The organism is Streptomyces sp. CG4, from assembly GCF_041080655.1.
Taxonomy (GTDB): Bacteria; Actinomycetota; Actinomycetes; order Streptomycetales; family Streptomycetaceae; genus Streptomyces.
Window position 1 is genome coordinate 8,614,931 of record NZ_CP163525.1, and the last position, 25,998, is coordinate 8,640,928.

The 25,998-nt window shown below is 70.1% G+C and carries 21 protein-coding genes and 1 pseudogene; 11 read left to right on the forward strand and 11 right to left on the reverse strand.

The window, feature by feature from the left end; translation table 11 throughout:
- Positions 1-99 precede the first annotated feature (99 nt).
- Positions 100-882 carry a putative protein N(5)-glutamine methyltransferase gene (locus AB5L52_RS39745; RefSeq protein WP_369368113.1) on the forward strand — a complete coding sequence of 261 codons (783 nt, stop codon included), beginning with the start codon at positions 100-102 and terminating at the stop codon, positions 880-882.
- Here the strand turns inward: AB5L52_RS39745 and AB5L52_RS39750 are convergent, their stop codons facing one another.
- The gene (locus AB5L52_RS39750) at positions 883-2,964 is read right to left on the reverse strand and encodes a SpoIIE family protein phosphatase (RefSeq protein ID WP_351018798.1); all 2,082 of its coding nucleotides are present in this window, start codon (positions 2,962-2,964) and stop codon (positions 883-885) included.
- A gap of 327 nt (positions 2,965-3,291) precedes the next feature.
- Here AB5L52_RS39750 and AB5L52_RS39755 point away from each other — a divergent pair, with 327 nt between their 5' ends.
- A complete protein-coding gene (locus tag AB5L52_RS39755) occupies positions 3,292-4,173 on the forward strand; it encodes a hypothetical protein (protein WP_351562714.1) in 882 nt (293 codons plus the stop codon).
- 95 nt (positions 4,174-4,268) lie between these two features.
- Positions 4,269-4,640: a hypothetical protein gene (locus tag AB5L52_RS39760; RefSeq protein WP_351018792.1), complete on the forward strand. Its 372-nt coding sequence runs from the start codon at positions 4,269-4,271 to the stop codon at positions 4,638-4,640.
- Positions 4,641-4,661: 21 nt separating this feature from the next.
- Here the strand turns inward: AB5L52_RS39760 and AB5L52_RS39765 are convergent, their stop codons facing one another.
- Positions 4,662-5,075, reverse strand: a complete 414-nt coding sequence (locus tag AB5L52_RS39765; protein ID WP_351018789.1) for a tautomerase family protein — start codon at positions 5,073-5,075, stop codon at positions 4,662-4,664.
- 160 nt (positions 5,076-5,235) lie between these two features.
- Between AB5L52_RS39765 and AB5L52_RS39770 the strand changes: the two genes are divergently transcribed.
- On the forward strand, positions 5,236-7,251 hold the full coding sequence (locus AB5L52_RS39770) for an FAD-dependent oxidoreductase (RefSeq protein WP_369368115.1): 2,016 nt from the start codon (positions 5,236-5,238) through the stop codon (positions 7,249-7,251).
- Between the two features lie 31 nt (positions 7,252-7,282).
- Entirely contained in the window at positions 7,283-7,828 is a 546-nt protein-coding gene (locus AB5L52_RS39775; RefSeq protein ID WP_369368116.1) for a PadR family transcriptional regulator, read from the forward strand.
- Positions 7,829-7,867: 39 nt separating this feature from the next.
- Here the strand turns inward: AB5L52_RS39775 and AB5L52_RS39780 are convergent, their stop codons facing one another.
- Together AB5L52_RS39780 and AB5L52_RS39785 are read right to left on the reverse strand one after the other, a co-directional pair.
- Complete coding sequence (locus AB5L52_RS39780) at positions 7,868-8,482, reverse strand: hypothetical protein (RefSeq protein WP_369368117.1); 615 nt, start codon at positions 8,480-8,482, stop codon at positions 7,868-7,870.
- A gap of 269 nt (positions 8,483-8,751) precedes the next feature.
- Positions 8,752-9,723: a fibronectin type III domain-containing protein gene (locus AB5L52_RS39785; RefSeq protein WP_369368118.1), complete on the reverse strand. Its 972-nt coding sequence runs from the start codon at positions 9,721-9,723 to the stop codon at positions 8,752-8,754.
- A gap of 538 nt (positions 9,724-10,261) precedes the next feature.
- Between AB5L52_RS39785 and AB5L52_RS39790 the strand changes: the two genes are divergently transcribed.
- Positions 10,262-10,984 (forward strand): glycoside hydrolase family 75 protein, encoded by a 723-nt coding sequence (locus AB5L52_RS39790; RefSeq protein WP_351018776.1) that lies wholly within the window; start codon positions 10,262-10,264, stop codon positions 10,982-10,984.
- Between the two features lie 23 nt (positions 10,985-11,007).
- Here AB5L52_RS39790 and AB5L52_RS39795 read toward each other — a convergent pair whose 3' ends face one another.
- The 4 genes and pseudogenes from AB5L52_RS39795 to AB5L52_RS39810 form a co-directional block, all read right to left on the reverse strand.
- Positions 11,008-11,418 carry a PTS-dependent dihydroxyacetone kinase phosphotransferase subunit DhaM gene (locus AB5L52_RS39795; protein WP_369368119.1) on the reverse strand — a complete coding sequence of 137 codons (411 nt, stop codon included), beginning with the start codon at positions 11,416-11,418 and terminating at the stop codon, positions 11,008-11,010.
- Between the two features lie 2 nt (positions 11,419-11,420).
- Positions 11,421-12,020, reverse strand: a complete 600-nt coding sequence (gene dhaL / locus AB5L52_RS39800; RefSeq protein WP_351562700.1) for a dihydroxyacetone kinase subunit DhaL — start codon at positions 12,018-12,020, stop codon at positions 11,421-11,423.
- Positions 12,021-12,086: 66 nt separating this feature from the next.
- Positions 12,087-13,079 (reverse strand): dihydroxyacetone kinase subunit DhaK, encoded by a 993-nt coding sequence (gene dhaK / locus AB5L52_RS39805; protein ID WP_351018769.1) that lies wholly within the window; start codon positions 13,077-13,079, stop codon positions 12,087-12,089.
- Positions 13,080-13,969: 890 nt separating this feature from the next.
- Positions 13,970-15,943 (reverse strand): annotated as a pseudogene (locus tag AB5L52_RS39810) (glycoside hydrolase family 3 C-terminal domain-containing protein); the annotation flags it as partial.
- 322 nt (positions 15,944-16,265) lie between these two features.
- On the opposite strand from AB5L52_RS39810, the gene AB5L52_RS39815 reads away from it, so the two are divergent.
- The 4 genes from AB5L52_RS39815 (at position 16,266) to AB5L52_RS39830 (ending at position 20,806) form a co-directional block, all read left to right on the forward strand.
- The gene (locus AB5L52_RS39815; protein WP_369368121.1) at positions 16,266-17,942 is read left to right on the forward strand and encodes an extracellular solute-binding protein; all 1,677 of its coding nucleotides are present in this window, start codon (positions 16,266-16,268) and stop codon (positions 17,940-17,942) included.
- The gene (locus AB5L52_RS39820; RefSeq protein WP_369368122.1) at positions 17,942-19,003 is read left to right on the forward strand and encodes an ABC transporter permease; all 1,062 of its coding nucleotides are present in this window, start codon (positions 17,942-17,944) and stop codon (positions 19,001-19,003) included. Before AB5L52_RS39815 ends, AB5L52_RS39820 begins: the two co-directional genes overlap by 1 nt.
- On the forward strand, positions 19,000-19,926 hold the full coding sequence (locus AB5L52_RS39825; protein ID WP_369368123.1) for a carbohydrate ABC transporter permease: 927 nt from the start codon (positions 19,000-19,002) through the stop codon (positions 19,924-19,926). The genes AB5L52_RS39820 and AB5L52_RS39825 overlap by 4 nt, the downstream gene beginning before the upstream one ends.
- Before the next feature lie 163 nt (positions 19,927-20,089).
- Positions 20,090-20,806, forward strand: a complete 717-nt coding sequence (locus AB5L52_RS39830) for a hypothetical protein (RefSeq protein WP_369368124.1) — start codon at positions 20,090-20,092, stop codon at positions 20,804-20,806.
- Positions 20,807-20,928: 122 nt separating this feature from the next.
- Here AB5L52_RS39830 and AB5L52_RS39835 read toward each other — a convergent pair whose 3' ends face one another.
- Positions 20,929-21,732, reverse strand: a complete 804-nt coding sequence (locus AB5L52_RS39835) for an enoyl-CoA hydratase/isomerase family protein (RefSeq protein WP_369368125.1) — start codon at positions 21,730-21,732, stop codon at positions 20,929-20,931.
- Between the two features lie 103 nt (positions 21,733-21,835).
- Between AB5L52_RS39835 and AB5L52_RS39840 the strand changes: the two genes are divergently transcribed.
- Entirely contained in the window at positions 21,836-22,057 is a 222-nt protein-coding gene (locus AB5L52_RS39840) for a winged helix-turn-helix transcriptional regulator (RefSeq protein WP_369368126.1), read from the forward strand.
- 550 nt (positions 22,058-22,607) lie between these two features.
- Here AB5L52_RS39840 and AB5L52_RS39845 read toward each other — a convergent pair.
- Together AB5L52_RS39845 and AB5L52_RS39850 are read right to left on the reverse strand one after the other, a co-directional pair.
- Positions 22,608-23,321 (reverse strand): glycoside hydrolase N-terminal domain-containing protein, encoded by a 714-nt coding sequence (locus AB5L52_RS39845; RefSeq protein WP_369368127.1) that lies wholly within the window; start codon positions 23,319-23,321, stop codon positions 22,608-22,610.
- 133 nt (positions 23,322-23,454) lie between these two features.
- Positions 23,455-25,686: an alpha-L-fucosidase gene (locus AB5L52_RS39850; RefSeq protein WP_369368128.1), complete on the reverse strand. Its 2,232-nt coding sequence runs from the start codon at positions 25,684-25,686 to the stop codon at positions 23,455-23,457.
- Positions 25,687-25,998 lie beyond the last annotated feature (312 nt).

Consider the following 25,998-nt stretch of genomic DNA (forward strand, 5'->3'; position numbering starts at 1 on the left):
AGCCGGGGTGCTCTCCCCTCGGAACGGCGCGGTCCACCGGCAGCGGTGACCGCGGGAGCGCCCGCACGGTCTCGCGCTCCCGAAAGGCTCTCGGCCTCCATGCCCTCACTCTCTTCCTCCCCTTCCGCCGTCGTCTCCGCGCTGCGTGCCGCCGGGTGCGTCTTCGCCGAGGACGAGGCGGAGTTGATCCTCGCCACCGCCCGCACCGCCGGGGAAGTGACCTCGATGGTGGACCGGCGCGTCGCCGGGCTCCCGCTCGAACAGGTCCTCGGCTGGGCCCGGTTCCACGGACTGCGTGTCGTGGTGGAACCGGGGGTGTTCGTCCCCCGCCGCCGCACCGAGTTCCTGATCGACCAGGCGCTGGCCCAGGCGCCGCGGGCGACCGTGGTCGTCGACCTGTGCTGCGGCTCCGGCGCGCTCAGCGCGGCCCTTGCCGCCGCCCTGGACGGCGCCGAGGTGCACGCCGCCGACATCGACCCGGCCGCCGTACGCTGTGCCGGGCGCAACCTTGCCCCCTACGGCGGCCGGGCCCACGCCGGCGACCTCTACGCCGCGCTGCCCGCCGCCCTGCGCGGCCGTGTCGGCATCCTCACCGCCAACGTGCCCTACGTCCCCACCGCCGAGCTGCCCCTGCTGCCGCCGGAGGCCCGCGACCACGAACCCCGGGTCGCCCTGGACGGCGGCGCGGACGGCCTGGACGTGCTGCGCCGGGTGGCCGCCGGGGCCGCGGAGTGGCTCGCGCCGGGCGGCTGTCTGCTGACGGAGACCAGCGAACGCCAGGCACCGGCGGCCGTACGGGCTTTCACCGACGCGGGCCTGACGACCCGTCTGGCGGTGTCCGAGGAGCTGTCCGCGCACGTGGTGATCGGCGTACGACCGTGATCACAACGGCAGATGCTGCGCCCGGGCGATGAGCAGGGCGACATCGTCGTGGTTGTCGGGGTGGTGCAGGGTGCGCAGCAGGAGGTCGCAGGTCTCCTCCAGGGCGCGGGCGGGGGCGTCGAGCAGGGACAGCAGGAAGTCCAGGCGTTCGTCCAGGGAGTGGCTGCGGGTCTCCACCAGCCCGTCGGTGTAGAACACCAGCTCGTCGCCGGGCTGGAAGTCGACGGTGACGGTGGAGAACTCCACCCCGCCGACGCCCAGCGGCACCCCGGTCGGCAGGTCGAGCAGTTCCGGCGGCCGGCCCGGGCGGACCCGGGCCGGCGGCAGATGGCCGGCGTTGGCGATCCGGCACTGGCGCAGATGCGGATCGTGGACGGCGTAGACACAGGTCGCGATCGAGTGGTCGAGAGCCGACGTCGTCTTGTCCAGGTGCTCCAGCAGCAGCGCCGGATCGAGGTCGAGGGCGGCCAGCGTGGTCGTCGCCGTGCGCAGCTGTCCCATGGTCGCGGCCGCGCTGATCCCGCTGCCCATCACATCGCCCACCACGAGCGCGGTCTTGCCGCCTTCCAGCGGGATGACGTCGAACCAGTCGCCGCCGACCTCGCTGGTGGCCCCGGCGGGCTGGTAGCGGGAGGCCACCTCCAGGGCGGTCGTGACCGGCGGACGGCTGGGCAGCAGGCTGCGCTGCAGGGTGAGGGCGGTGTTGCGGGCGTTCTGGTACCAGCGCGCGTTGTCGATCTGCACGGCCGCGCGGGCGGCCAGCTCCCGGGCGAGCACCACGTCGTCCTCGCCGAACGGCTCGGGATTGCGGGTCCGTTTGAGATCCAGGGCACCGAGCACCTCGCCGCGCGCGATCAGCGGCACCGCCAGATACGAGTGCAGTCCCGCCCGGCCCAGCAGTTCGGCCGACTCGGCGGAGCGGGCGATGCGCGGCAGGTCCGCGTCCTTCACCTGCGGCACCAGCACCGCCTCGCCTGAGCGCACGCACTCGGTGACCAGGCGGTCGGAAGCGTAGCGGGCGATCCGGCCGGGCGGGTCGGCGGCCCGTACAGCGTCCGAGTCGTCCGGCGGGCGCACCGCGAGGGCCCGGATCACCGCCGCCTCCGACGGGCCGAGCGTGCTGGGCCGGCCCTCCACCACGGAGTCCAGCAGGTCCACCGCGGCCACGTCGGCGAGTTCCGGTACGGCGATCTCGGCCAACTCGCAGGCGGTGCGGTCCAGTTCGAGAGTCGTACCGATCCGCGCGGAGGCGTCGGCGATGACCGCGAGCCGGCTGCGGGCGGCCTCCGCCTGCAGGGCGGCCCGGTGCTGCTCGGTGATGTCGACCACCGTGACCGCGACACCGAGCACATTGCCCATGGCGTCCTCGAGCCGGTACAGCGAATGCGCCCAGGTGTGGTCCTCGTCCGGATCGGCGGGGGTACGGCCGACCAGCGTGTTGTCGATCACGGGTACGCCGGTGTCCAGCACCCGCCGGGCGTCGGCCAGCACGGGCTCGGAGTTCAGCATGGGGAGCACTTCGCGCAGGGTCCGTCCCACGTGCGCGGCCTCCGGCACCCCGTTGATCTTCTCCAGGGCCGGGTTGACCGAGACGTACCGCAGCGCGGTGTCCAGGACGGCGTAGCCGATCGGCGACTGCTTCACCATGCGCTCGGACAGTGCCACGTCCTGCTCCAGCCGCCGCACGGTCGACTGGTCGGCGGCGAGTCCCAGTGCGTACACCTCGCCGCGGTCGTCCAGCAGCCGCATGTTGCGGAACTCCACCAGGCGGGTGCTGCCGTCCTTGTGCCGGACCGGGAAGCCGCCCGCCCAGCTCTGCCCGGTGCGCATCACATCGGCGAAGAGCCGGCCGACCAGCTCCCAGTGCTGCTCGTGGACCATGAGCCGGGCCGCGTACTCGCCGAGGGCCTCCTGTGCGCTGTAGCCGAACAGCTCCTCCGCCTGCGGGCTCCACAGCACGATCCGGCCGGTGGTGTCGAGCACCACCGACGCCACGCCGAGTACGTCGAGCAGGCCGCCGGGCCGCACGGGCCCGCGCACGGGCTCACCGCGCTCCGGTACCGGAGCCTCGGCTGCACTCATGCCCTGCACCGCCTTCGCCCGTCCGCACAGCACGTCGACCCCCGTGCCGACTCCCCTTGATCCACCGTGCTCACACCCGACTCTCCGACGCCTCGCCGGTTACCTCCACCATCTCTCACCACGGCCGTGCACGTCCGCCGAAGCCGGCCCGCAGGGGCCGGACTCCCTTCCCCGACATCCTGCACGCCCCTGCGGCGGACCGGGAGAGTTCACGCCCATGTTGCCGGATTGGTCTGTACATGACTATCACGCCACGCCAGACTGTCCGCCGATCGAGTGTCACCGCCCGACCGCCCTGTGTCCCCACTTCCGTCCGAGGAGTCGGCCATGCCCGCGTCCGCCCGGCAACGTTGTCACGCAGTTCTCGCCGGACTCGTCACCCTCGCCACCGCCGCCGTCGTGTCCCTCGCTGCACCCGTGCCCGCCGCCGCGGCCGACACCTGGACCGAGACCGGCTCCGACCGCGCCGAGCCGCTGACCGAGAGCCAGGGGCTGACCTCCGTGGAGGTCCCGGCGAACAGCCCCAACCGGTACACCGGCATCGGCACCATCCCGCTCAGCGTCTCCAGCCGCGGCTGGAACCACGTCGGTGACCCCGACGCCTCGTACAACGGCTACTACATCGAGCCCTACCAGCAGGACTCCGGCAACTCGAAGATGTACCGGGTGCAGGCGCCCGGCGGCACCTGGTCGGAGTACGTCCACACGCTGAGCCCCGGCGAGGCCCTGAACAACTCCTGGGACGCGATCTCGCCCGACGGCCAGTGGATGCTCTCGGGCGAATGGGGCACGATGAACCGCCTGCTGGTCTTCCCGACCCCCGGCGTCAACCCGGCCACCTCGCCCTCGACGAACCTCCCGCAGGCCTCCACCGTCCACCTGGACCACCCCGTCCGCGACGTGCAGGGCTGCGACTTCTCCGGCCCCACCACCCTGCTGTGCTCCTCCGACGACCCGGACGGCAGCCTCTTCGGCATGACCAAGCCGCTGCTCCAGGTCGACCTGTCGGCCCCGCCGAACGGCTCCGGAGACGTCACCGGCCACGTCACGGCCCTGCGCCAGCTGCCGCTGCGCAGCTCCTGCTCCGGCACCTTCGAGGTGGAGGGCATCGACTACGACCGCCGCACCGGCATCCTGCGCGTGATCGTGATGTCGCCCGGCTTCTGCATCCTGACCGACAGCAAGACGTACAAGTTCTCCCGCGGCTGAGGTGTGCCGCCCGTCCGGTGGTGCTTTCCTGGGGTTGGACGCGGTTCGGCGGGGTACCCCGTTCCACCGCGGCGCGGCCACGAGAGGAGCGGTCCATGGAACACACGGCGCGGTCGCATCCGGAAACCGTCACGGTGGAGATCAGTGGTACCAAGGAGGACGCCCGCCTCGTCTTCGACGCCCTGAGGTCCTGCTTCGCGTCCGACCGGGGCGCGGACGAGGTGCCGCAGCAGTTCCACGAGGTCAGGCCGATGGTGTGGCTCGGCACGTACGACGTCGCGGACGAGCATGTGCCGCACTGCGCGCCCGTCCACCTCGGCGGGTCCGTGCAGGCGGACGTCCAGGGCGGCTACTGGGCGGTCGACCGGTTCCGGCACACCCTGGACTCGATCTTCACCGTGCAGGAGACCTGCACGGCCTCCGGCGACCAGGAGCGGGACCTGCACCTGCTCCTGGAGAGCCGCTGACACCGCACACAGGGCGCGGTACTACGGCAGCGCCCCGGCCGGCTCCGCGTCGGCCGGGGCGTACTGCGCCTCGCCGTCGCCGAAGGACCAGTCGACGAGCGTGTTCTCGGTGACGGTGACGACGACATTGCGCGGCTCGGTGCCGGTGCGCTCGTGCACCAGCTCGGCGATCCGCCGGTACAGCGCGCGCTTCTGCTCCGGGGAGCGCCCGGAGCGCATGGTGATGGCCACGAACACCACCGATTCGTCCTTGTGCAGGCCGAGGTGGTCGTCGTAACGCAGGGTGCTGGTGACGCCGTCGTGGCCGGTCAGCACCTGGAAGCGGTCCTCGGGCGGGACGCCGAGCGTCTCCACCAGGGCGTCCTGGACGGCCTGGCCGAGCGCGTCGAGCCGGGCGGGGTCGGTGCCGAGTGCGTCTATCCGGACGAAGGGCATGGTGAGACGTCCTTTCGGAGCGGGCTGGGTGAGCTTGCTGTGTACATACTAGTAGGTACAGAGTGGTTGGTGTCACCCCTCGGCGGTTGTGCAACTAGTTGCATAAACGGGCGGGCTTCCTCTACAACAAGAGGCGACGACACCGCGCACGGAGGGCCCGATGAGCCGTTACCCGCACCTGATGACCCCGCTCGACCTGGGCTTCACCACCCTGCCCAACCGCGTGCTGATGGGTTCCATGCACGTCGGCCTGGAGGAGGCCGAGCGCGGCTTCGAGCGGATGGCGGCGTTCTACGCGGCCCGCGCCCGCGGCGGCGTGGGCCTCATCGTCACCGGCGGCATCGCGCCCAACGACGAGGGCCGGCCGTACGAGGGCGGCGCCAAGCTCACCACCGAGGCGGAGGCCGAGCAGCACAAGGCCGTCACGGAGGCCGTGCACCGCGAGGGCGGCCGGATCGCGCTGCAGATCCTGCACTTCGGGCGGTACGCCTACCACCAGGACCTCGTCGCACCGAGCCCGCTGCAGGCGCCGATCAGCCCCTTCGTGCCGCGCGAGCTGACCGACGCCGACATCGAGCGGACCATCGACGACTACGCCCGCACCGCCCGCCTCGCCCGGCAGGCCGGCTACGACGGCGTGGAGATCATGGGCTCCGAGGGCTACCTCATCAACGAGTTCATCGCCGCCCGGACCAACCGGCGCACCGACCGCTGGGGCGGCTCCTACGAGAACCGGACGCGCTTCCCCGTCGAGATCGTCAAGCGGGTGCGCGAGGCCGTCGGCGCGGACTTCATCGTCATCTACCGCCTCTCCATGCTGGACCTGGTCCCGGGCGGCTCCTCGCTGGAGGAGGTGATCGCCCTCGGCAAGGCGGTCGAGGCCGCGGGGGCGACCATCATCAACACCGGCATCGGCTGGCACGAGGCCCGCATCCCCACCATCGCGACCTCCGTGCCGCGTGGTGCCTACACCTGGGTCACCAAGAAGCTCATGGGCGAGGTGTCCGTGCCGCTGGTGACCACCAACCGCATCAACACCCCTGATCTGGCCGAGGAGTTGCTGGCCGGCGGCTTCGCCGACATGGTCTCCATGGCCCGCCCGATGCTCGCCGACCCCGACTTCGTCGCCAAGGCCGCCGCCGGGACGCCGGAAGCCATCAACACCTGCATCGGCTGCAACCAGGCCTGCCTCGACCACACCTTCAGCGGCAAGATCACCTCCTGCCTGGTCAACCCGCGCGCCTGCCACGAGACCGAGCTGGTGCTCTCGCCGACCCGGCGCAAGAAGCGCGTCGCCGTCGTCGGCGCCGGCCCGGCCGGCCTCGCCTGCGCGGTCTCCGCCGCCGAACGCGGCCACGAGGTCACGCTGTTCGACGCCGCGAGCGAGATCGGCGGCCAGCTCAACGTGGCCCGCAAGGTCCCCGGCAAGCAGGAGTTCGACGAGACCCTGCGCTACTTCCGTCACCGGCTCGACGCCCACGGGGTCGACGTACGCCTCGACACCTGGGTCACCGCCGAGACCGTCGCGGGCTACGACGAGGTCGTCGTCGCCACCGGTGTCACCCCGCGCACCCCGGACATCCCCGGCGTCGACCACCCCCGCGTCCTCGGCTACCTCGACGTGCTGCGGGGCGGCGCCCCCGTCGGCGACCGGGTCGCCGTCCTCGGCGCCGGCGGCATCGGCTTCGACGTCGCCGAGTACCTCACCGACGGCGGCGACAAGGCGAGCGAGGACCCGCAGACGTACTTCCGCGCCTGGGGTGTCGACATGGACTACCAGGAGCCGGGCGGCCTCGCCGCGCCCCAGCGGTCCGCCCCGCCCCGCCAGGTCCATCTGCTCCAGCGCAAGACCACCAAGGTCGGCGCGGGCCTCGGCAAGACCACCGGCTGGATCCACCGCGCCGAGCTGAAACACCGCGGCGTGACCATGGTCCCGGGCGTGCGCTACGACCGGATCGACGACGCCGGCCTGCACATCACCGTCGGCGAGGAGAGCACGGTCCTGGAGGTCGACACGGTGGTCCTGTGCACCGGCCAGGAACCGCGCCGCGACCTGTACGACGAGCTGGCCGCCGCCGGGCGCAGCGTCCATCTGATCGGCGGCGCGGACGTCGCGGCCGAACTGGACGCCAAGCGGGCCATCAAGCAGGGCACGGAGCTGGCGGCGGCGCTGTAGCCCGCTTCCCGCACCTCCCTAGGATGAGCCCATGTCACTCCCGCACGCGATCCTCACCGCCCTGCTGGAAAAGCCGTCGTCGGGACTGGAACTGACCCGCCGGTTCGACAAGTCGATCGGCTACTTCTGGTCCGCGACGCACCAGCAGATCTATCGCGAGCTGGGGAAGCTGGAGGCCGAGGGCCTCATCCGCACACTGCCGTCCGAACAGCCGGCCCGCGGGCAGAAGAAGAGCTACGACGTCCTGCCCGCCGGCCGTGCCGAACTGGCCCGCTGGACCGCCGCCGCACAGGACCCGAAGCCCCAGCGGGACGTGCTCCTGCTGCGGCTGCGGGCCGCGGCGGTGGTCGGCACGGCGGGACTCGAAGCCGACCTGCGGCGCCATCTGCAGCTGCACCGGCGGCAGTTGGCGGAGTACCAGGAGATCGAGAAGCGTGACTTCCCGCCGGACCGGGACGCCCCCGAGGACCGGCTGCGCCACCTCGTGCTGCGGGCCGGCATCGACCTGGAGACCTTCTGGACCCAGTGGCTCAGCCACGCCCTGACGGAGCTGGCCGCACTGCCCGACGCCGACTGAGCCCCGCGCTCGCGGCAGTTCGGAGTCGGATACGGCGGTTCAGAGCCGGTACGGCTTCGAACGGCGGTGCAGATACCAGCCCGTGGCGATCACTCCGGTGCCCACCAGGGCGGCGCCGATGCCCAGCGTAAGCGGCCCGTGGTCGCGGGCGGCACCGCCCAGGCCCCCCATCACACCGTGGGAGGGCGCCGGCGACGACGTCGAGGCGGGCTTCGAGGAGGTGGTCGACGGCGCGGTCGACGAAGTGGTCGACGAAGTTGTCGGCGCCGAGGATGCCGAGGACGCCGAGGTCGACGAGGACGACGAGACGATCACCGACTGGGTGCCCGCCGTACTGCCGTTGGAGCAGACCACGACCACGCTGTACGTCCCTGGGCCCACCCCCGTCCAGGCCGCGGACTGGCTGACGGACGTCCCCGCCAGAGCCGACTGCCGGCCCTGCGCGAAGTTCGCCTGCCGGCTGGTGAGCAGGGCCGCTTTGCCCCAACTGCCTTTCAACTGGGTGCACGCACTGGTGACCACCGAGACGGTGGACCCGGCGGTGCTGACGGAGATGCCCGAGGCCGCGCTGGACGGCCCGGCGAGGGATACCGGCAGCGCCGCGGCGGCCGCCAGTATCAGACCGGAGCGGACGAGGAGTCGCGAGGTGTGCATGGGCTGGCCTCCGGCGGCACGGTCGGCGGTACGTCCCATGCGCCGCCGGGGGTCGGGAAGCGTCCGTGCGCCTGCTCAGCAGCCAACGTCGCCCTGGCCGGGCCCGCACCCGGGAGGCAGCCGGTCAGGTGACGGTTTCCTTCGTGTGGTGCAGCGGGGTTGGGGGCCGGGGCGCCTCATCGCCTGCCGGGACCCGTTCGTGGGCGGCTGCGGCTTGGCAGTGGCCGGCCGCGCAGTTCCCCGCGCCTCTGGGATGGTTGCTGTGCCCGTCAGCTGTCCGTGGTCACCGTCCGCTCCGGTGACCAGCCGCCCCAGGTGCCGTCCGGGAGGCGCGCGCGCAGGCGGACCCGGTGTTCCTCGCCTGCGCTGGTTCCGGTGTAGAAGCTGTAGCTCGCCCGGCCCGTCGGAGGCGTGCCGCCCCAGACCAGGGAGGTGGCCGCAGTGCCGTCCAACCGGATCTGGTACTCGGTGATCATCCCGTCCACCTGCGGCGGGTCCCAGGACAGGTCGATGTAGTACGCCCCGTCGGCCCGGTGGGTCCGCGCGGTGAACCCCATGGGCGCGGTGCTCCGGCCGTCGTCGGTGCCCGGGGTGGTGAGACGGACCGGGGCGCTCGCGGGGGAGAGGTTGTCGGCGGCGTCGCGGGCCCGCACCGTGAAGACGTAGCCGGTGCCCGGGCGCAGCCCGGTGACCACGGTCGCGGTCTGGTTCCCGCCCACGCTGTGGATCTTCGCCCCGCCCTGGTACACGTCGTACGACACCACACCCCGGTCGTCCCGGGACGCGCCCCAGGAGAGCTGGACCTCCCGGCTGCCGACGGCGCGCCCGGCGGGCTTCGACGGCCGGGTCGGTGCCGAGCGGTCCGCCGCCACCATGGCCGGTGTCCGTGCCCGGACCGCCCGGCTCGGCGGGCCGAGCCGGCCCTCGGTGTCCCGGGCCCGCACGGTGAAGGCATACATGGTCGACGGCCTGAGCCTGGTGACGTCCACCATGTGCTGCGAACCCGGCACTTCCTCGACCTTCGTGGTGCCGCGATATACCTCATAGACGCGGACCCCGGGAGTGTCCGGCACGGCGTTCCACATCACGTGCACGCTCGTGGCGCTGCCGGCCTGCGCGGTGACCCCGGTCGGCGCGCCGGGCGCCCGGCCTTCGTCGGCGTCGGCCCGGCCCCAGCCGCAGGACGCGACCAGCAGCAGGGCTCCGCAGACCGGAACGAGCGGCCAGGGAACGCGTCGCACGGCTGCCTCCCCGGGGACGGCGGCATGGGCATCACGTAAAGGTCCGGACCAATATGGCGCGGTGGGCGCGGGCACGGCAAGAGGGCCGCGCGCATCACCCGCGCGCCCCCGTGGCCGGACGGCGCGCGGCCCGGGTGTGCGGGCCGGTGCGGGGCCCCGTGGTGGTGACCATCTCGGGAAGTTACGTATGCTGAGGCTCCCTACGGCTGAACTGCCCCGGAAATCAGGGAAGTTCACGCCTGTGGCGCGGACACGCTGTCGTCGCCGATCCCGCGCCGACACGGGCGGCCGGGGGATCCGGGCCGACTTCGGACCGGATCCCCGGCCCCTGTTGTCCCCGTGCAGCGGTTGCATCCGCTGCCTCGGGTTACTCCTGTTACCCCTGGTTGTCCCTCACGGGGTGTCAGAAGCGTGCTCCATCCGGCCTCTTCGGAGCGATCCGGACGGCCGACGGCGCGGACGCGCACCACAGTGTGCGGGATGTCCGCCCCGCCGGGGCGGGACGTCCGTCCTGTCCCCGACGAGAGGCCCCTTCATCGTGCGTGTCCCCGCCCTGACGCTGGCCGCGGCCGGCGCCACCCTGCTCGCCCCGGCGACGCTGCCCGTCCCGGCCTCCGCCGCCCCGCCGAAGGAGCGGCCCGCGGCCCGGAGCGAAGGCGATGTCTCCGCGGCCGACCTGCTGGCCCGGCTGGGCGAGTGCCGCGAGATCTCCCACGGCCGGTACAGCATCGACGCCGGCAGCCCCGCGAACGTACCCGTCTGCGGCACCCAGGACGCCGTCTACTGGAAGGCCGACTTGGACATCGACTGCGACGGGCAGCCCGGCGCCCGCTGCAACCCCCGCACCGACCCGCAGTTCGCCTCGACGACCGCCTATCAGCAGTCCGACGGCCGCTATCTGAACGCCGAGACCCTGCCCTACATCGTGGTCCCCGCCCCGAGCCCCATCTGGAACCCGGAAGAGGACGGGGTGCGCGGCGGTGCCGTGGTCGCCGTGGTCTACCGGGACCAGGTGCAGTACGCCGTGGTCGGCGACACCGGTCCGGGCGACGTCATCGGCGAGGCCTCCTACGCCACCGCGCAAGGCCTCGGCCTGCGGCCCGACCCGAACGGCGGCGGGGCGCCCGACGGTGTCACCTACATCGTCTTCAAGAACACCCGCGTGGACCCCATCGAGGACCACGCGGCGGCGGTGGCCGAGGGGGTGCGGCTGGCCAGGACGTTCGTCGCGACGAACAGGCTGTTCCTCGCGACGAAATGACCGGCCGCACTCCCTTCGCCGGGTCACACCTTGCGGTAGCCGTACGCCTCCGTCGCCGCGGCCTCGACCGCGTCCAGGTCGGCCCCGGTGGCGGCGGTGACCACCGCGGCCACCGCGCCCTCCAGGAACGGCGCGTCCACCAGGCGTGAGCCGTCCGGCAGTTCGTCGCCCTCGGCGAGCAGCGCCTTCACGGTGAGCACGGCACTGCCGAGGTCGGTGAGGACCGCGACGCCGACGCCCCGGTCCACCGAGGCCGCCGCCGCGGAGATCAGCTCGGCGCTGGTGCCGAGCTCGCCGCCCTCGGTGCCGCCGGCCGGGGCCACGGGCACCGCCGCGGCTCCGCTCGCCAGACCCTTCGCCAGCTCCGCGACCGAAGCGGCCACCTCCGCACTGTGTGACACCAACACGATGCCGACCAGCTTCTCCTCACTCACCGTCAGCCCTCCGCCGCTTCTTCGAGCGCGGCGATCAGCAGCGCCGACGAGGTCGCCCCGGGGTCCTGGTGGCCGATGCTGCGCTCGCCGAGATAGCTCGCCCGGCCCTTACGGGCCTGCAGCGGGATGGTGGCCACCGCACCCTCCTCGGCGGCGGCCCGCGCGGCGGCGAAGCCGTCGCCGAGCGCGTCGACGGCCGGCACCAGGGCGTCGATCATGGTCTTGTCGCCGGGGGCCGCCCCGCCGAGCGTCATCACCCCGTCCACGCCCGAACGCAGCGCCTCGGCCAACTGCTCCGCACCGACCTCGGAGGCGTCGCCGAGCGCCTTGCCGGTGCGGCGCAGCAGCGTGCCGTACAGCGGCCCGGACGCGCCACCGACCGTCGAGATCAGCTGCCGTCCGGCGAGGGTCAGCACGCCGCCCGGGGTGTCCGGGGCCTCCTTCTCCAGGGCGGCCGTCACGGCCCGGAAGCCGCGCTGCAGATTGCTGCCGTGATCCGCGTCCCCGATGGGCGAGTCGAGGTCGGTGAGCCGCTGCGCCTCACGGTCGACGGATGCGGCGGTCGCCGCCATCCAGCGGCGGAAGAAGTCGGCGTCGAGCACTGGATCTCCTTGCGTGGTAGGAGTGTTGACCGGCGTGTGCGGGTGATGAGCGCCTCGTCCGCCGTATCACATCCCCCAGCGCAGCGCCGGGGTCTTCACCGGCGCGTCCCACAGCCGCAGCAGCTCCTCGTCGATCTGACAGAGCGTCACCGAGGTGCCGGCCATGTCCAGCGAGGTGACGTAGTTGCCGACGAGCGTGCGGGCCACGGTCACTCCGCGCTCGCCGAGCACCCGCTGCACCTCGGCGTTGAAGCCGAACAGCTCCAGCAGCGGGGTGGCGCCCATGCCGTTGACCAGCACCAGCACGGGGTTGCGTGGCGGCATGTCCTCCAGGATCGCGTTCACTGCGAAGTCGGCGATCTCCCCGGAGGTCATCATCGGCCGCCGCTCCCGGCCGGGCTCGCCGTGGATGCCGATGCCCAACTCCAGCTCGCCGTCCGGCAGCTCGAAGGTCGGGGTGCCTTTCGCCGGGGTCGTACAGGCGCTGAGGGCCACGCCGAAGCTGCGCGCGTTCTCGTTCACCTGGCGCCCGATGGCCTCGACCCGCTCCAGCGGCTGCCCCTCGGCGGCCGCGGCGCCCGCGATCTTCTCCACGAACAGAGTCGCGCCGGTGCCGCGCCGGCCCGCCGTGTAAAGGCTGTCGGTGACCGCCACGTCGTCGTTCACCAGCACCTTGGCGACCTGGATGCCCTCGTCTTCGGCCAGTTCGGCCGCCATGTCGAAGTTCAGTACGTCACCGGTGTAGTTCTTCACGACGAACAGCACCCCGGCGCCGCTGTCCACGGCGGCCGCGGCACGCGCCATCTGGTCCGGCACCGGTGAGGTGAACACCTCGCCGGGACACGCCGCGGAGAGCATGCCCGGACCGACGAACCCGCCGTGCAGCGGCTCGTGCCCCGACCCGCCGCCGGACACCAGCGCGACCTGCCCGGCCACCGGAGCATCCCGGCGGACGATCACCCGGTTCTCCACGTCCACGGTCAGATCGGGATACGCGGCCGCCATCCCGCGCAGCGCGTCCGCCACGACGGTCTCGGGCACGTTGATCAGCATCTTCATGGGTACCTCCTTGTGAGACTAGCAGATGGGTCTCTGGCAAGAGTCTTTGCTGGTCAGGATGGGTGAGGTCAGTTATCGATCTTGGCGGTCCACGGCGGCTGAAAGCGGGTTCCGGCGGTCCTGATGCCGACTCAACGCTGACTTTTCTGATAGGGTGTCAGATATCCCTTGGTGATCGATGGTGGCGCTGTCGAAATCCTGCTGTCGGCAGTATCGACCTTGCAGCGGCCAAGGTCACGCGGAGTGGAGCGGACGCCCATAAATGGCTTCCGGTGTCGTTCGCGGGTCGCAGTTCGGTGTCGGCGCTGCGAGTGATCTTGAGGCAGACATGAGGCCCGTTGGTCCGGCATGAAGGGCTGACGTCATGACGGCAGCATGAGGCCTCTGGTGCGCACATAGGCCTGTACGTCAGTGCAGTCGACGCGCGTGTGGCCGCGGTGGTCGCCGGGTTCTTGCTATCAGGCTGCGTCGGACAACTCGGGCGAGTGGCGTTGGCGGTTCTTCCCAGGTCAGAGGCATCGAAGACCCTCGGGCGTCAGCAAAAGGCCAGCATCGGACGCCGAGGAGTCAGCACCACATGGCAGCACGCGCGCTCGCACGCCGCGGATGAACTCCTTCGACCGCAGGGTGATCGATGGCCTTCTCGCTCGAAGTGGCAGCCACCCCCATCACGCGCTTCGACTTCCAGCCTGGATCGGCCTCCGCTCCACGGCGCTCGGGCTGGTGCGTTCGGGGGTGCCAGTCACCGGAGCGACGTGGACGGGGACCTTCGCGCCCCCGCTCGACAGCGGCCGGAGCGCTTCCGCCGAAGTGGGCCCGGCTCCGTGCTGCACCTCACGGGGCACTGGTCGGGGCCGGCGCGCCTCGAAGCACGGGGCCGGCTCGTCCCGGCGGCCGGCGGGGGAGACGTCGCCGGCGAGGACGCGGGCCAGGGCGGTGCCGGCCGCCTGGCCGCCGTGGGACGTCCAGAGCATCGCCGACAGCGACGTGTGATCCACGGCGTACGGATACGCCGACACCAGCGCCAGCACCGTGTTCGGGTTGACGGTGCGGGCCGCGCGCAGGAGGCGCTCCTGCTGGGCGGGGAGGGCCAGGGTCGTACGGTCCTCGGTCTCGCGGCCGTTGATGTGCGGATCGTTACCCGCGACCACCAGGACCACGTCCGCCTGTGAGGCGACCCTGTTCACCGCGTCCTCGCCGCTTTCGACGACGACGACCTCGAAGATCTCTCCGTTCCCGTCGGCAACCTTGAGGCCGTCGGCGGCGACAGAGACGTGGTGACCCGTTCCCATGTGCCGAAGAAGGTGCCCGTTCTCGTGTGGTTCCAGGCGGAACGTCTCCTGGACGACCCATCCTCCGGGCTGGTCGGCGCAGGCGCGGACACGGCCGTCCTCGGCGACCGAGAGATAGCGGCCGTCGGGGGAGCGCAGGGTCAGCACGCCCTCGCCCCAGTCGACGAGCGCGAACTCCGTGCCGGCCGCGTCGGTGGTGAGCGGGGGCAGGTCCGTACGGCCCGCGAGCAGGGCGGGGTCGAGGGCGCCCTCGGCGCCGCGCACCTCGTCGGCTGTGTCCGCCTCGGGGACGTGCAGGAAGGTTCCGGCCGAGGTCTTCAGCAGGATCCGGTCCACGCCCTCCGCGACCTCCACACGCTCCGCGCCGAACCGCTCGTACAGGCCCTCCAGCGGCGTCGAGCGGTGGATGAGCGTGCCGCTGTACCAGTCGAGCTTGCACTCGTCCGCGAGCAGGCCGACCACGGCGAGCCGGGTGTCGGGCGCGAGCGGCAGCAGGCCGGCGCTGTTCTTGAGCAGGACGACCGCCTGCTCGGCGGCCTCCTGGGCGAGGGCGCGGTGGGCCGGGGTGTCGAAGTCCTGGGTGAGCGCGTGCGGGTCGTACTCCGGGTCGAACTCGCCGAGCCGGAAGCGGACCGAGAGCTGGCGGCGGACCGCCGTGTCGAGGTCCGACTCGGTCAGCAGGCCCTGTTCCAGGGCTCCTCGGACCCGTGCGGTGATCTTCGAGCTGTCCGTGCCGTGGTCGGTGAAGCTGTCGACGCCGGCCAGCAGCGCGGCGGCCGTCGCCTCCTCGTGGGTGTCGAAGTAGTGCTCGGAGTCGACCAGGTTGGAGGGCGCGCCCGCGTCCGAGCAGACGAGGAGGTCCTCGTCCGTCCAGGTGCGCAGGTGCTCGCGCAGGTACGGGGAGACGTGGTTGGGGCGGCCGTTGACCAGGTTGTACGCCGGCATCACGCCTGCCGTCGCGCCCGCCTCGACCGTCTCGCGGAAGGCGCGCAGGTCGTACTCGTGCAGCACGCGCGGGCGGATCGTGGAGGACGTGACGTCACGGCCCGTCTCGTTGTTGTGGGCCAGCCAGTGCTTGAGGACGGGCGCGGTGCGCCAGTACGTCGGGTGGTCGCCGCGCAGGCCACGGGTGTACGCGGTGGCGATGGCCGAGGTGAGCTTCGGGTCCTCGGAGTAGCCCTCCTCGTTTCGGCCCCACAGGGGGTGGCGCAGGAGGTCGACCGTGGGGGACCAGACGTTCAGGCCCACGCGGTCGTCGCGGGCGCGCATCGCGCGGGTCTCCTTGGAGACGGCCTCGCCGACCCGTCGTACGAGATCGGTGTTCCAGGTCGCCCCGAGGCCGACGGCCTGCGGGAAGACGGTGGCCGGGCCCATCCAGGCCACGCCGTGCAGAGCCTCCTGGCCGGTGCGGAACGCGGCGATGCCGAGGCGCTCCACAGCGGGCACGAACTGGTGCAGGAATCCCACCTTTTCGTCGAGCGTGAGCCGGGACAGAAGGTCGTCGATGCGCTTCGCGAACGGCAGCTGCGGATCGCGGAAAGGCAGTGGCGTGTGCGGCGTGTGTACGGACACGCGGGATTCCTTGAGGGGGAGCTGGCAGGCTATTCGAAGCGCTTCGATGCTCTTCAGGCATCAGCGAGGTGTCAAGAGATCAACATCAACTCATCAAGCAGGTCATACATATAGTGCCCCCCAGTGCCCCGTAGGAATCTTGGAACCGACCCTTGTGCGCCCATGGGTGTTCACTTAACCTCACAGCAACATCGAAGCGCTTCGACTGTAAATCACGTCGTAGTAATGGGATGTCTGCTTTCAGCTCAGCCAGTTCCAGTCACGACACCGCAGCCGACGGCCCACCGCCGGGTGTCCAGGTGCGCCATGAAGGGTTGACGCAATGACGCCGAACGCCGCCTCCTCCGGACTGAGCCGGAGAAGCTTTCTCGCCTCCACGGCGGTCGCCACCGCGGCGGCGGCCGGGGGAATGCCGCTGCTCACCGCCTGCGGTGGCTCGGACACCGGGTCGCAAGGCGGCACCACGTCGGGCAAGGCCGCCGACAAGCTGCTCCCGACTTACGTCGCCGGCACGGTCGCCAAGCCGGACCTTCCGTCGAAGAACGGTTCGTCGGCCGGCTACACCCGCAAGATCGACCTCGCGGCCCTCGCCACCTCGGTCCCGCACAAGCTCGGCACCGGCGCCTCCTTCACGATCATGTCCCCCCTCTGGGGCACCCCGCCGAAGACCGATTGCGCGTACTACAAGGCGGTCGACGCGGCGGCGGGCACCAAGGTCACCTGGCAGAACCAGGACGGCAACACCTACGCCCAGAAGCTCGGCGCCGTTCTCGCCTCCAGCTCCATACCCGACATGGTGGTCGTGCCCAGCTGGTTGCTGGTCGGCCAGATCCCGAACGCGGTGTCCGCGAAGTTCATGGACCTCGGCCCCTACCTGGCGGGCGACAACGTCAAGAAGTACCCGAACCTGGCCGCGATCCCCTCCGACTCCTGGCGCATGTCCATCTTCGGCGGAGCGCTGCGCGGTATCCCGATGCCCACCGCTGCCGCGTCGTCCATCGTGCCCTACTACCGCAAGGACATCTTCGACAAGAAGGGCTACACCGTACCCAAGTCGCCCGAGGAGTTCCTCAGCTGGGCCAAGGACGTCACCAGCGCCAAGGCCAAGGTGTACGCCTGCGGGGACAACATGACCTGGGTATCGGCGGGCATCTTCGGCGTCCGTCCCTCCGGGACGCTCGGCTGGAACATCGGGGACGACGGCAAGCTGACCTACCGTATCGAGCAGCCCGAGTACCTCGAGGCCCTGGAGTGGACTCGCAAGCTGTTCGACGCCGGCGTGGTCCATCCCGACGACAGGGCGCGCACCGGCGACGCGGGCCAGCGGTTCACCTCCGGACAGATCCTGGTCATGGCCGATGACGCCTCGGCCTGGTACGTCAAGACCGCCGAACAGGCGAAGTCCCATCCGGACTTCAAGATCGAGGGCATGGACTACTTCGGCGCCGGCGGCGGCAACCCGAAGCTGTGGGCGTCCTCGCCCGCCAGCATCTGGTCGCTGATCCGCAAGGGCGCCTCCAAGGAGACCGTGGAGAACGCGCTGGCCGCCGCCAACTTCGCGGCAGCGCCCTACGGCACCAAGGAGCGCATGCTCGTCGACTACGGCGTCGAGGGCACCCACTACACGGTCAAGGACGGCGTCCCGGTCAAGAACGACCAGGGCAACTCCGAGGTGATCAACGCCTGGGTGATGCTGGCGTCCCCGGCCCCCTACTTCGCCCACCCCGACTTTCCCGATGTCGCCCGCAAGCAGGTCGAGTGGCAGCAGCGGATGGGTGCCTTCATGAAGAAGACGTCCACCTTCGGCATGAACATCGTCGAACCGACCCGCTACGCGAACCTCGCCAGCCAGTTCGAGCAGCTGGAGATCGACTTCGTGCGCGGCCACAAGAAGCTGTCCGATGTGCAGCAGGCCATCTCTACCTGGAAGTCCTCCGGTGGCGACAAGCTGCGCGACTGGTACAAGCAGCTCCTCGACAAGAACGGCAGCGGCAACTGATGTCCATGACGGCCGGTAGCAGGCCCGACGGGACCAGCCCGTCCGTGGCCGTCGAGGAACCGACGGCCGCGGTCGCCACCGCGGCGGCGAAGGACCGGGTGCCCCGCAGGACGAGCAAGGCCGGCAAGGCGGGCAAGGTCCCGTGGCGGATCCGGCTGCGCCGCGACCGCGGGCTCATCCTGATGACCTTGCCCGTCATCGTCCTGCTCCTCCTCTTCAACTACGTCCCCCTGCTCGGCAACGTCGTCGCCTTCCAGGACTACGACCCGTACGCCTCCAGCAACGGCATCACGGCGATCTTCCACAGCCCCTGGGTGGGCGTGGAGCAGTTCTCGCGGATGCTCGACGACCCGCTGTTCTGGAGCGCGGTGAAGAACACCATCATCCTGTTCGTGCTCCAACTGGTGCTGTTCTTCCCGGTACCGATCGTCCTCGCGCTGGTCATCAACAGCGTGATCCGGCCCCGGGTGCGAGCCGTGGCGCAGGCGATCATGTATCTGCCGCACTTCTTCTCGTGGGTCCTCGTGGTGACCGTGTTCCAGCAGATCCTCGGTGGCGCGGGCATCATCGCGCAGACCCTGGCGAAGCACGGGTGGAGCGGCTTCGACCTGATGACCAACGCGGACGTCTTCAAGTATCTGGTCATCGGGCAGGCCGTGTGGAAGGACGCCGGCTGGGGGATCATCGTCTTCCTCGCGGCCCTGTCCGCCGTCAGCACCGACCTGTACGAGGCCGCCGCCATGGACGGCGCGGGGCGCCGGCGCCGTATGTGGCATGTCACGCTGCCCGCACTGCGCCCGGTGATCGCGCTGCTGCTGGTCCTGCGGGTGGGCGACGCGCTGAGCGTCGGATTCGAGCAGTTCCTGCTCCAGCGGGACGCGGTCGGCACAAGGGCCGCCGAGGTCCTCGACACCTATGTGTGGAGCGTGGGCATCAAGTACGGCGACTTCAGCTACGCGGCCGCGGTCGGCCTCGTCAAGGGAGCCATCGGAGTGTGTCTCGTCCTGGGCGCGAACAAGGTCGCGCACCTGCTCGGCGAGCAGGGGGTGTACCAGAAGTGAGCCTCAACACGCAGCTCATCCGCAGCCTGAAGGCTCCTGCCCGCCCCGTGTGGGAGGAGCCGCCGAGCAAGGCAGGAACCACCGCCAAGAGCGGCTTCCTCCTGCTGTGCTGCCTGGGAGTGCTCGGTCCGCTGTGGATCGTGATCGTCACCAGCCTCTCTCCCAAACCCGTGATCGACCGGGCCGGCGGCCTCGTCGTGATCCCCCAGGGCATCACCTTCGTCAACTACACGGAACTGCTCGGCGGCGGCCAGGTCAGCCGCGCGATCATGGTCTCGGTCGGTGTCACGCTCTTCGGCACGCTGTTCTCGATGACGGTGTCGGTGCTGGCGGCCTACGGCCTGTCGCGGCCGGGGAGTCTGGGCCACCGGTTCTTCCTGATGGCCATGATGGCGACGATGTTCTTCGGGGCCGGACTCATACCGACGTACCTTCTGGTACAGACGCTGGGCCTCACCGACACCTATCTGTCACTGGTGCTGCCGAGCGCGGTCAGTGTCTTCAACATCCTCGTCCTGCGGGGCTTCTTCATGGGCATCTCACCCGAACTCACCGAGTCCGCCCGCATCGACGGGGCCAGTGACCTGCGCATCCTGCTGACCATTATCGTGCCGCTGTCGCGCGCGGTGCTGGCCGTCATCTCGCTGTTCTACGCGGTCGGCTACTGGAGTGCCTGGTTCAACGCCTCCATCTACCTCTCCGACCAGAACATGATGCCGCTGCAGAACGTGCTCATCCAACTGGTCCAGAAGAACACCGAGGCGCCGACCGGTCTCCAGCAGCAGGTCCGCACCGGACAACTGTCCTCGCTGGGGCTGCAGATGGCTGTCATGGTCCTCGCGCTGATCCCCGTCGCGGTTGCCTCCCCCTTCGTCCAGCGGCACTTCAAGAAGGGCATGCTCACCGGAGCCATCAAGGGCTGAGACCCCGGCGACCTCGCCCGGTGACCGGCGAGGTGCCCGCCACCCACCAGGATTTCTTCCGGCGACGCGGAGCTGGTCCAGCTCGTCGCCGGAGAGGACCACGTCCTCAGCAAGGGGCGTGGCAAGAACCCCCACATCTCCCCCCACCCATGGAAGGGACAGCATGGTGAAAAGCAGAACAGGCAAGATAACCATGGCGGTGCTCGCGTCGGCGATGGCGCTCGGCGCCACCGTCGGCCTCGCCTCCGCCCGCGCTTCGGCCGCCGTCTGGAACTCCTGCGACCAGTGGGCCAGCACCAGCCTGGACGGTTACAGGCTCTACAACAACATCTGGGGCTCCGGTGCGGGCGGCCAGTGCATCTGGGCCAACTCCGGGACCGGTTGGGGAGTCTGGGCCGACCACCCCAACACCGGCGGTATCAAGTCCTACGCCAACTCGACGAAGTCGATCAACAAGTCGATCGACACCCTCAGCCGGCTCACCAGCGACTACAACGTCAGCGTCCCGTCGTCCGGCGCGTACAACACGTCGTACGACATCTGGGACAACGCCCACCAGTACGAGATCATGCTCTGGGTCAACCACACCGGAGCCGTCGGCCCGATCGGCAGCTGGCAGGCCAACGTCACGCTCGGCGGCCACAACTGGGACGTCTACAAGGGCACCAACGGGTCGAACCAGGTGTTCTCGTTCCTGCGGACGTCCAACTCCGACTCCGGCACCGTGGACGTCAAGCAGGTCCTCAACTGGATCGCCTACACCAAGGGCTGGATGCCCGGCAACGAGGTCATCGGCGACGTGCAGTTCGGCTATGAGATCACCTCGTCGTCCGGCGGACTCAACTTCAACACCAACAACCTGACCGTCAGCGGCGGCTGACCAGACATCAGGGCCGGGGTCGGTCCGTCTCCTTCCTCAGGCGCGGCTGGCCTCGGTCCCCCGACATCGAGAGCCAGCCGTGCCTCGGTGCCCTAGAGGGAGCCGAGACGGGATGGCGGCAATCAGCGCGCGACGCTGCGCATCAGTCTCTCAAGGTCGCGTTCGCCTGCCGGTGTTTGCGCCCCGTCCTGCAGGGCTCCGCTGATCAGGTGTTGAGCGGCCGGCAGACTGATCGTAGAAGCCAAGGCGTCGTTCTCACGGAGGAGCCCTTCCTTGAAGTCATCGGCGGGCAGCGAGCGCCTGGCCGCTTCGATGACACCGTCGGGCAGCGTGGCGATGTTACGGGCGATACGGTCGACGAACTCGTCGAGCTCGTGGGTCGGCAGGGCCCGGTTGATCCAGCCGTAGGACGCTGCGGTCTCGGCATCGAACAGGTCGGCGGTGAGGACCACCTCCAGTGCGCGGTTGCGACCCACGCGGTCCCGGAGGTACTGCGTTCCGCCTCCGCCGGGGATGATGCCCATGAGCGCTTCGATCCGACCGAGTCCGGCGGTCTCCATGGCGGCGAACGCCATGTCCGCCGCGGCCACGAATTCCGCGCCGCCTCCGCGGGCCTTCCCGGCGAGCTTCACGATGGTCACCTGGGGCTGATGGCGAATCAGCTCACCGATCGCCTGGAACACGTTGACGTCTGCCGACGCGGATGCAGCGAGTTCCTGGAGGGTGTCCGTCTCTTCCCCGATGCGCATGTCCACGTGAGCGATGAAGAATTCCGGGTCGGCACTCGAGAAGACGATCACGCGGACGGTTGAATCGTCCTTGAGGCCGGTCAGCACCGTCCGCAGCTCGCGCATCATCGTCGTTCCGAGCGCGTTCACCGGGGGATTGTCGAGGACGATCCGGGCGACGCCGTGTTCGGTGCTCACGCGCAGGGTCGAGCAGGCATGTAGGTTTGCGATGCATACCTAACGTCGGCGACGGCGCCCGCGGCTCACCCGGTTCAATGAGCCTTAGCGAGGTCTGGAGGGCGTGACCCAACGTGTCCTCACCCAGACACTGCGCCGTCTCGAGCGCAACGGCATGATTCGGCGTACGGTGCTGCCGACCTCACCGGTCGGCGTCGAGTACTCGCTCACGCCCCTGGGCCAGTCCCTGCGCGAGCCGTTCGGACACCTCTACGACTGGACCGTCGAGCACAGCGAAGAGATCCAGAGCAGCCAGCGGGCGTACGACACCAGGGCGGATGCCTGACCGGTGTTCGACGGTGGCGATGCGCAGGTCGAAGGATGGTCACCGATCAGCCTGTCGGCGGGGGTGCTCCCGCTGGTCGGCGGAGTGAACATCGCAGGGGCCCGCGATGGGATGGAGGTGCGGACCAAGGCCACGAGGAGTTCGGAATGAGCAGAGTGAGGCGCGCGCCCCGCGAGATCATTACGCACGGCGAGGACGGCCTCGTGGTCCGGGACCGCCGCCCGGTCGAGAACGACGCCGAACGCGGGCGGACGGCCGCCCTCGGCCCGAAGAGCGGGCGCGCCTCGTCGAAGGCCGCGGCCGGTCTGCGGCGGCTGACCGGGCTGTCCGGCCTGGGCGTTGCCCGGCGCAGCCGGCCGGTCACGGTCGACTGCCGGGTGGTGCCCGGAGGCTCGCTCGCCTTCGAGGTGTCCGCCGGTCAGTCGGTGCCCCGGAACTGGCAGTTGGTCCTGCACCCCCGGAGCGAGAACATCGCCGCCACTGCGGGGATTCAGTTCGAACAGCCCGACATGGGCGGCGACCGCAGCGTACGGGCCGTCCTCGACAAACGTCACTGGGACCTCGCCGAGGGCGACTGGGACGTGCTCCTCCGACGCTCGGGCGGCAGCAGGTCGCACCCGGTCCGAGCAGGGCTCGTCGAGACGGCGCGCCTCCTGGATCCCGCGGCCCTCGGGCCGGCGGACGAGGCAGGGCGCACGTGGATCCCGTACGCGACCGACGGCGGAGGACTCGCCGTGCGCACCTGGCGCCGGCCTGCGCAACTCACCTCGCCGGTACGGAAGTCGGTGACCCGTGCGTAGTCGTTGACCGTGGTCATGCCGGGCGTGTCGATGTGCAGTTCGTACGCGGGGTGATAGGCCTGCGTCCAACGCAGCGACCAGCCCGCGGCGAAGTCCCGGTTGGCGCCCGCGTAGTCACCCGCGAGTGCTTTGTCGCGTGCGCCTTCCAGACGGCCGGAGATCACCGGCGGGGTCACGTCACGGGTGCCGTTCGGCAGCACCAGCCGCTGGTAGTTGAAGACCACCTTCTCCAAAGCGGGAGCGCCGTGCAGCACGGCCCCGTATTCGCCGTTGCCGGTGAGGAAGCCGTCGGTCCAGGAGGAGGCCGGGGACGTGTCGTGGATGCCGCGCTCGGGGAGGGTGATCTGCGGGGGGACGGCCGCCACCGACCTGCCCGAGAGCAGACCGCCGGGCAGGGCCGCGGCTCCCGCGTTCAGTGCGGCCGCGGTGAGGAACCGTCTGCGGTTGATGGCGCTGTCGGTCAAGGGGACTCCTGTGTCCGGTCGGCGGGGCGTGGTCGTGGGGGAGGGGAGCGGTGACCCGTCGTCGTGGTGACCCACCGCCGCCCGGCCGACTTGGAACGGAATCCGGGCGGCGGCGGGGGTCCGCGGAAAGAGATCAGACGGCCGTGAAGGACCACAGCAGGTTGGTGCTGCTGCCGTACGCCCACTGCTTGGTGACGGAGCCCGAGTCGACGTTGCCACCGCCGTCGAGGACCAGGCCGGTGGTGCGGTTGGCGATCGAGTAGGCGTCGCCGCCCCGGGAAGTGATCTTCCACTGCTGGTTGGTACCGCCGTTCCAGGGAGCCTGTCGGGCCGGAGAGCCGTTGTCGGTGGCGCCCCAGCCGTCGGCGACCATGCCGTTCGTCCGGTTGACCAGCCGGTAGAAGCCGTCGCCGACCGCCTCCGCCTGCCACTGCAGGTTGGAGCTGCCGTTCCACGTCCACTGCTTGAGGTCGGACCCGGAGGCCACGCCGCCGCCGCTGTCCAGGGCGAGTCCGTCGGTGGCGTTGGTGAGCCGGAAGTACGCCGCCGGGTTGAACTGGACCCTCAGCGAGGCGATCTGGTCGTTGTTGCCGGTGACCCGCAGGTCGGGGTTCTCGGCGGTGAACGTCCAGGAGGTGCCGGTGAAGTTGTCCCCGGAGTAGCCGGTCACCTGGTAGCCGGGGGCCGGCCGGAGGGAGGAGATGCTGCCCGCGCCCAGCCCGGCCGAGGTGAGGTCGGCCGTGGTGTAGTCACCGACGGCGAGTACGGCCGAGTTGCCGCCGTAGTTGACGTCCGTGGAGGCGAGGGTGCCGGCGAGCGGCCGCAGGCCCGGGATGGTGCCGGAGAAGGCGAGCTTCAGGACGTAGGCGCCCGCGCTGTACGGGGCCGAGGACGGCAGGGTGACCGTGAGGCCGGAGGAGCTCTGGGCCGGCGTGGGCAGGTCGATGTAGGTGCCGGCGGTGGTGCCGAGGAGCTTCACCGAGGTCAGCGACGAGAGGGTGATCCGGTCCGAGCCGAGGGTCTTGATCGTCAGTGAACTGCCGGGCCAGCCCAGGACGGTGGCGTACAGGACGGTGTTCGCCTTGTTGCGGGTGAAGCGGATGTCCTGGGGCGTGCCGGCGTGTGGGGTGGTGAACGCACCGCCGCCCATCTTCGTCGGGCCCTCGCCGTACGCCGTCCAGGCGCGCGTCGAGTACAGCGACTCGCCGAAGCGCTTCAGGTGGTCCCCGATACCGAGCAGGATGTCCTTCTGCGCCTGGGGGATGGTGCCGTCGGCCATCGGCGCGATGTTCAGCAGCATGTTGCCGTTCTTGCTGACCCGGTCGATGAACGAGTGCAGCATCTGCTGGACGGTGTAGTAGCCGATGCCCTGGGTGTAGCACCAGCTGGAGCTGGAGATGCTGTCGTCGGTCAGCCAGTACGGGGTGGTGATGTCGGCCGGGCCGCCACGTTCGTAGTCGAAGACCTCGCCCTTGGCGTTCATGCCGTCCTTGTAGGTGGCGACGACCTCTTTGCCCCAGCTGCCCGCCTGGTTGTAGTAGTACGACAGGAAGTTCAGGCGCTGTGTCTCGTCCACGGCGTCCATCTTGAAGTCCTGCCACAGGATGTCGGGCTGGGTACGGTCGATGACCTCCTTGAGCTTGTCGAACCAGAGCTGGTTCTCCGCGGCCGAGCCCAGCTGCCCGTAGAGCTTCTTGAGGCTGGGGTCCGTCTGGGCGGGGACGAACTCGTAGAAGCCGTTGAAGTGGTACGCGTGGTGCATGGCCACCAGCAGCTTGAGGCCCTTGGCGCGGATGGCCGTGGAGAAGAGCCGCAGCAGGTCGAGCCCCGGGCCCTTCTTCACCGAGTTCCACTCGTTGACCTGGCTGTCCCACATGGAGAAGCCGTCATGGTGCTCGGCGACCGGGCCGGCGAACCTGGCGCCGGCGTCGACGAACAGCTGCACCCACTCGTCGGGGTCGAACTTCCCGCCCGCCGACTTCAGTTTCGGCGCGAACTTCACGAAGTTGCCCGCCAGGTCCTGCGCCCCGTTGATGAAGTTGTGGTACGGCCATGCCGATGGCTGGCCGTAGGTCGCGATGTGGTGCTGGTTGGCGTTGCTGCCCGCCTGGTACATGGTGCGCGGGTACCACTCGTTGTCGTAGGCGGGGACGCTGAAGACGCCCCAGTGGAAGTAGATGCCGAACTTGGCGTCCTGGAACCACTCCGGGGCCGGCGGGTGCTGGTCGACAGAGTTCCAGTCGGGCGTATACGTGCTGGGTGCCGCCCGGGCGGTACCGGCGTCGAACACACCTCCGGCAACGGCCGCCGCGGCGACGCAGGTGGCACCGGCCAGGAAGTGGCGTCTGTTGATCGAACTCGACATGGAGACATCCCTGGTGCAGAAGGGGGAGGGGAATACAGGGCGCCGCTTGTTACGCATGAAGGTCCGCCATGTCTCCCTGGGATGTCAACCGGTGTGCAGGGATGAAAAGCGCTGAGCGACCCGGGAGTTGGCTCTATTTGAGGCCGATCTGTTGCGATATGCGACTGGCCAGACATGGAATGTCTGTCAGGGCTTCATGGCCGATTTGGATCAACCAAACCCGAGAATTGATGGGATGGATCTTGCCTTCTTGGTGCCGTCCGGAATCCCGCATGGGTCATGAACTGGCACTTTGATGCCCATTCGGCTGTG

Coding starts and splice junctions, on each gene's coding strand:
- AB5L52_RS39745 (WP_369368113.1), top strand. CDS start 100: ATGCCCTCACTCTCTTCCTCCCCTTCCGCCGTCGTCTCCGCGCTGCGT.
- AB5L52_RS39750 (WP_351018798.1), bottom strand. CDS start 2,964: ATGAGTGCAGCCGAGGCTCCGGTACCGGAGCGCGGTGAGCCCGTGCGC.
- AB5L52_RS39755 (WP_351562714.1), top strand. CDS start 3,292: ATGCCCGCGTCCGCCCGGCAACGTTGTCACGCAGTTCTCGCCGGACTC.
- AB5L52_RS39760 (WP_351018792.1), top strand. CDS start 4,269: ATGGAACACACGGCGCGGTCGCATCCGGAAACCGTCACGGTGGAGATC.
- AB5L52_RS39765 (WP_351018789.1), bottom strand. CDS start 5,075: ATGCCCTTCGTCCGGATAGACGCACTCGGCACCGACCCCGCCCGGCTC.
- AB5L52_RS39770 (WP_369368115.1), top strand. CDS start 5,236: ATGAGCCGTTACCCGCACCTGATGACCCCGCTCGACCTGGGCTTCACC.
- AB5L52_RS39775 (WP_369368116.1), top strand. CDS start 7,283: ATGTCACTCCCGCACGCGATCCTCACCGCCCTGCTGGAAAAGCCGTCG.
- AB5L52_RS39780 (WP_369368117.1), bottom strand. CDS start 8,482: ATGCACACCTCGCGACTCCTCGTCCGCTCCGGTCTGATACTGGCGGCC.
- dhaK (WP_351018769.1), bottom strand. CDS start 13,079: ATGAAGATGCTGATCAACGTGCCCGAGACCGTCGTGGCGGACGCGCTG.
- AB5L52_RS39815 (WP_369368121.1), top strand. CDS start 16,266: ATGACGCCGAACGCCGCCTCCTCCGGACTGAGCCGGAGAAGCTTTCTC.
- AB5L52_RS39820 (WP_369368122.1), top strand. CDS start 17,942: ATGTCCATGACGGCCGGTAGCAGGCCCGACGGGACCAGCCCGTCCGTG.
- AB5L52_RS39830 (WP_369368124.1), top strand. CDS start 20,090: ATGGTGAAAAGCAGAACAGGCAAGATAACCATGGCGGTGCTCGCGTCG.
- AB5L52_RS39850 (WP_369368128.1), bottom strand. CDS start 25,686: ATGTCGAGTTCGATCAACAGACGCCACTTCCTGGCCGGTGCCACCTGC.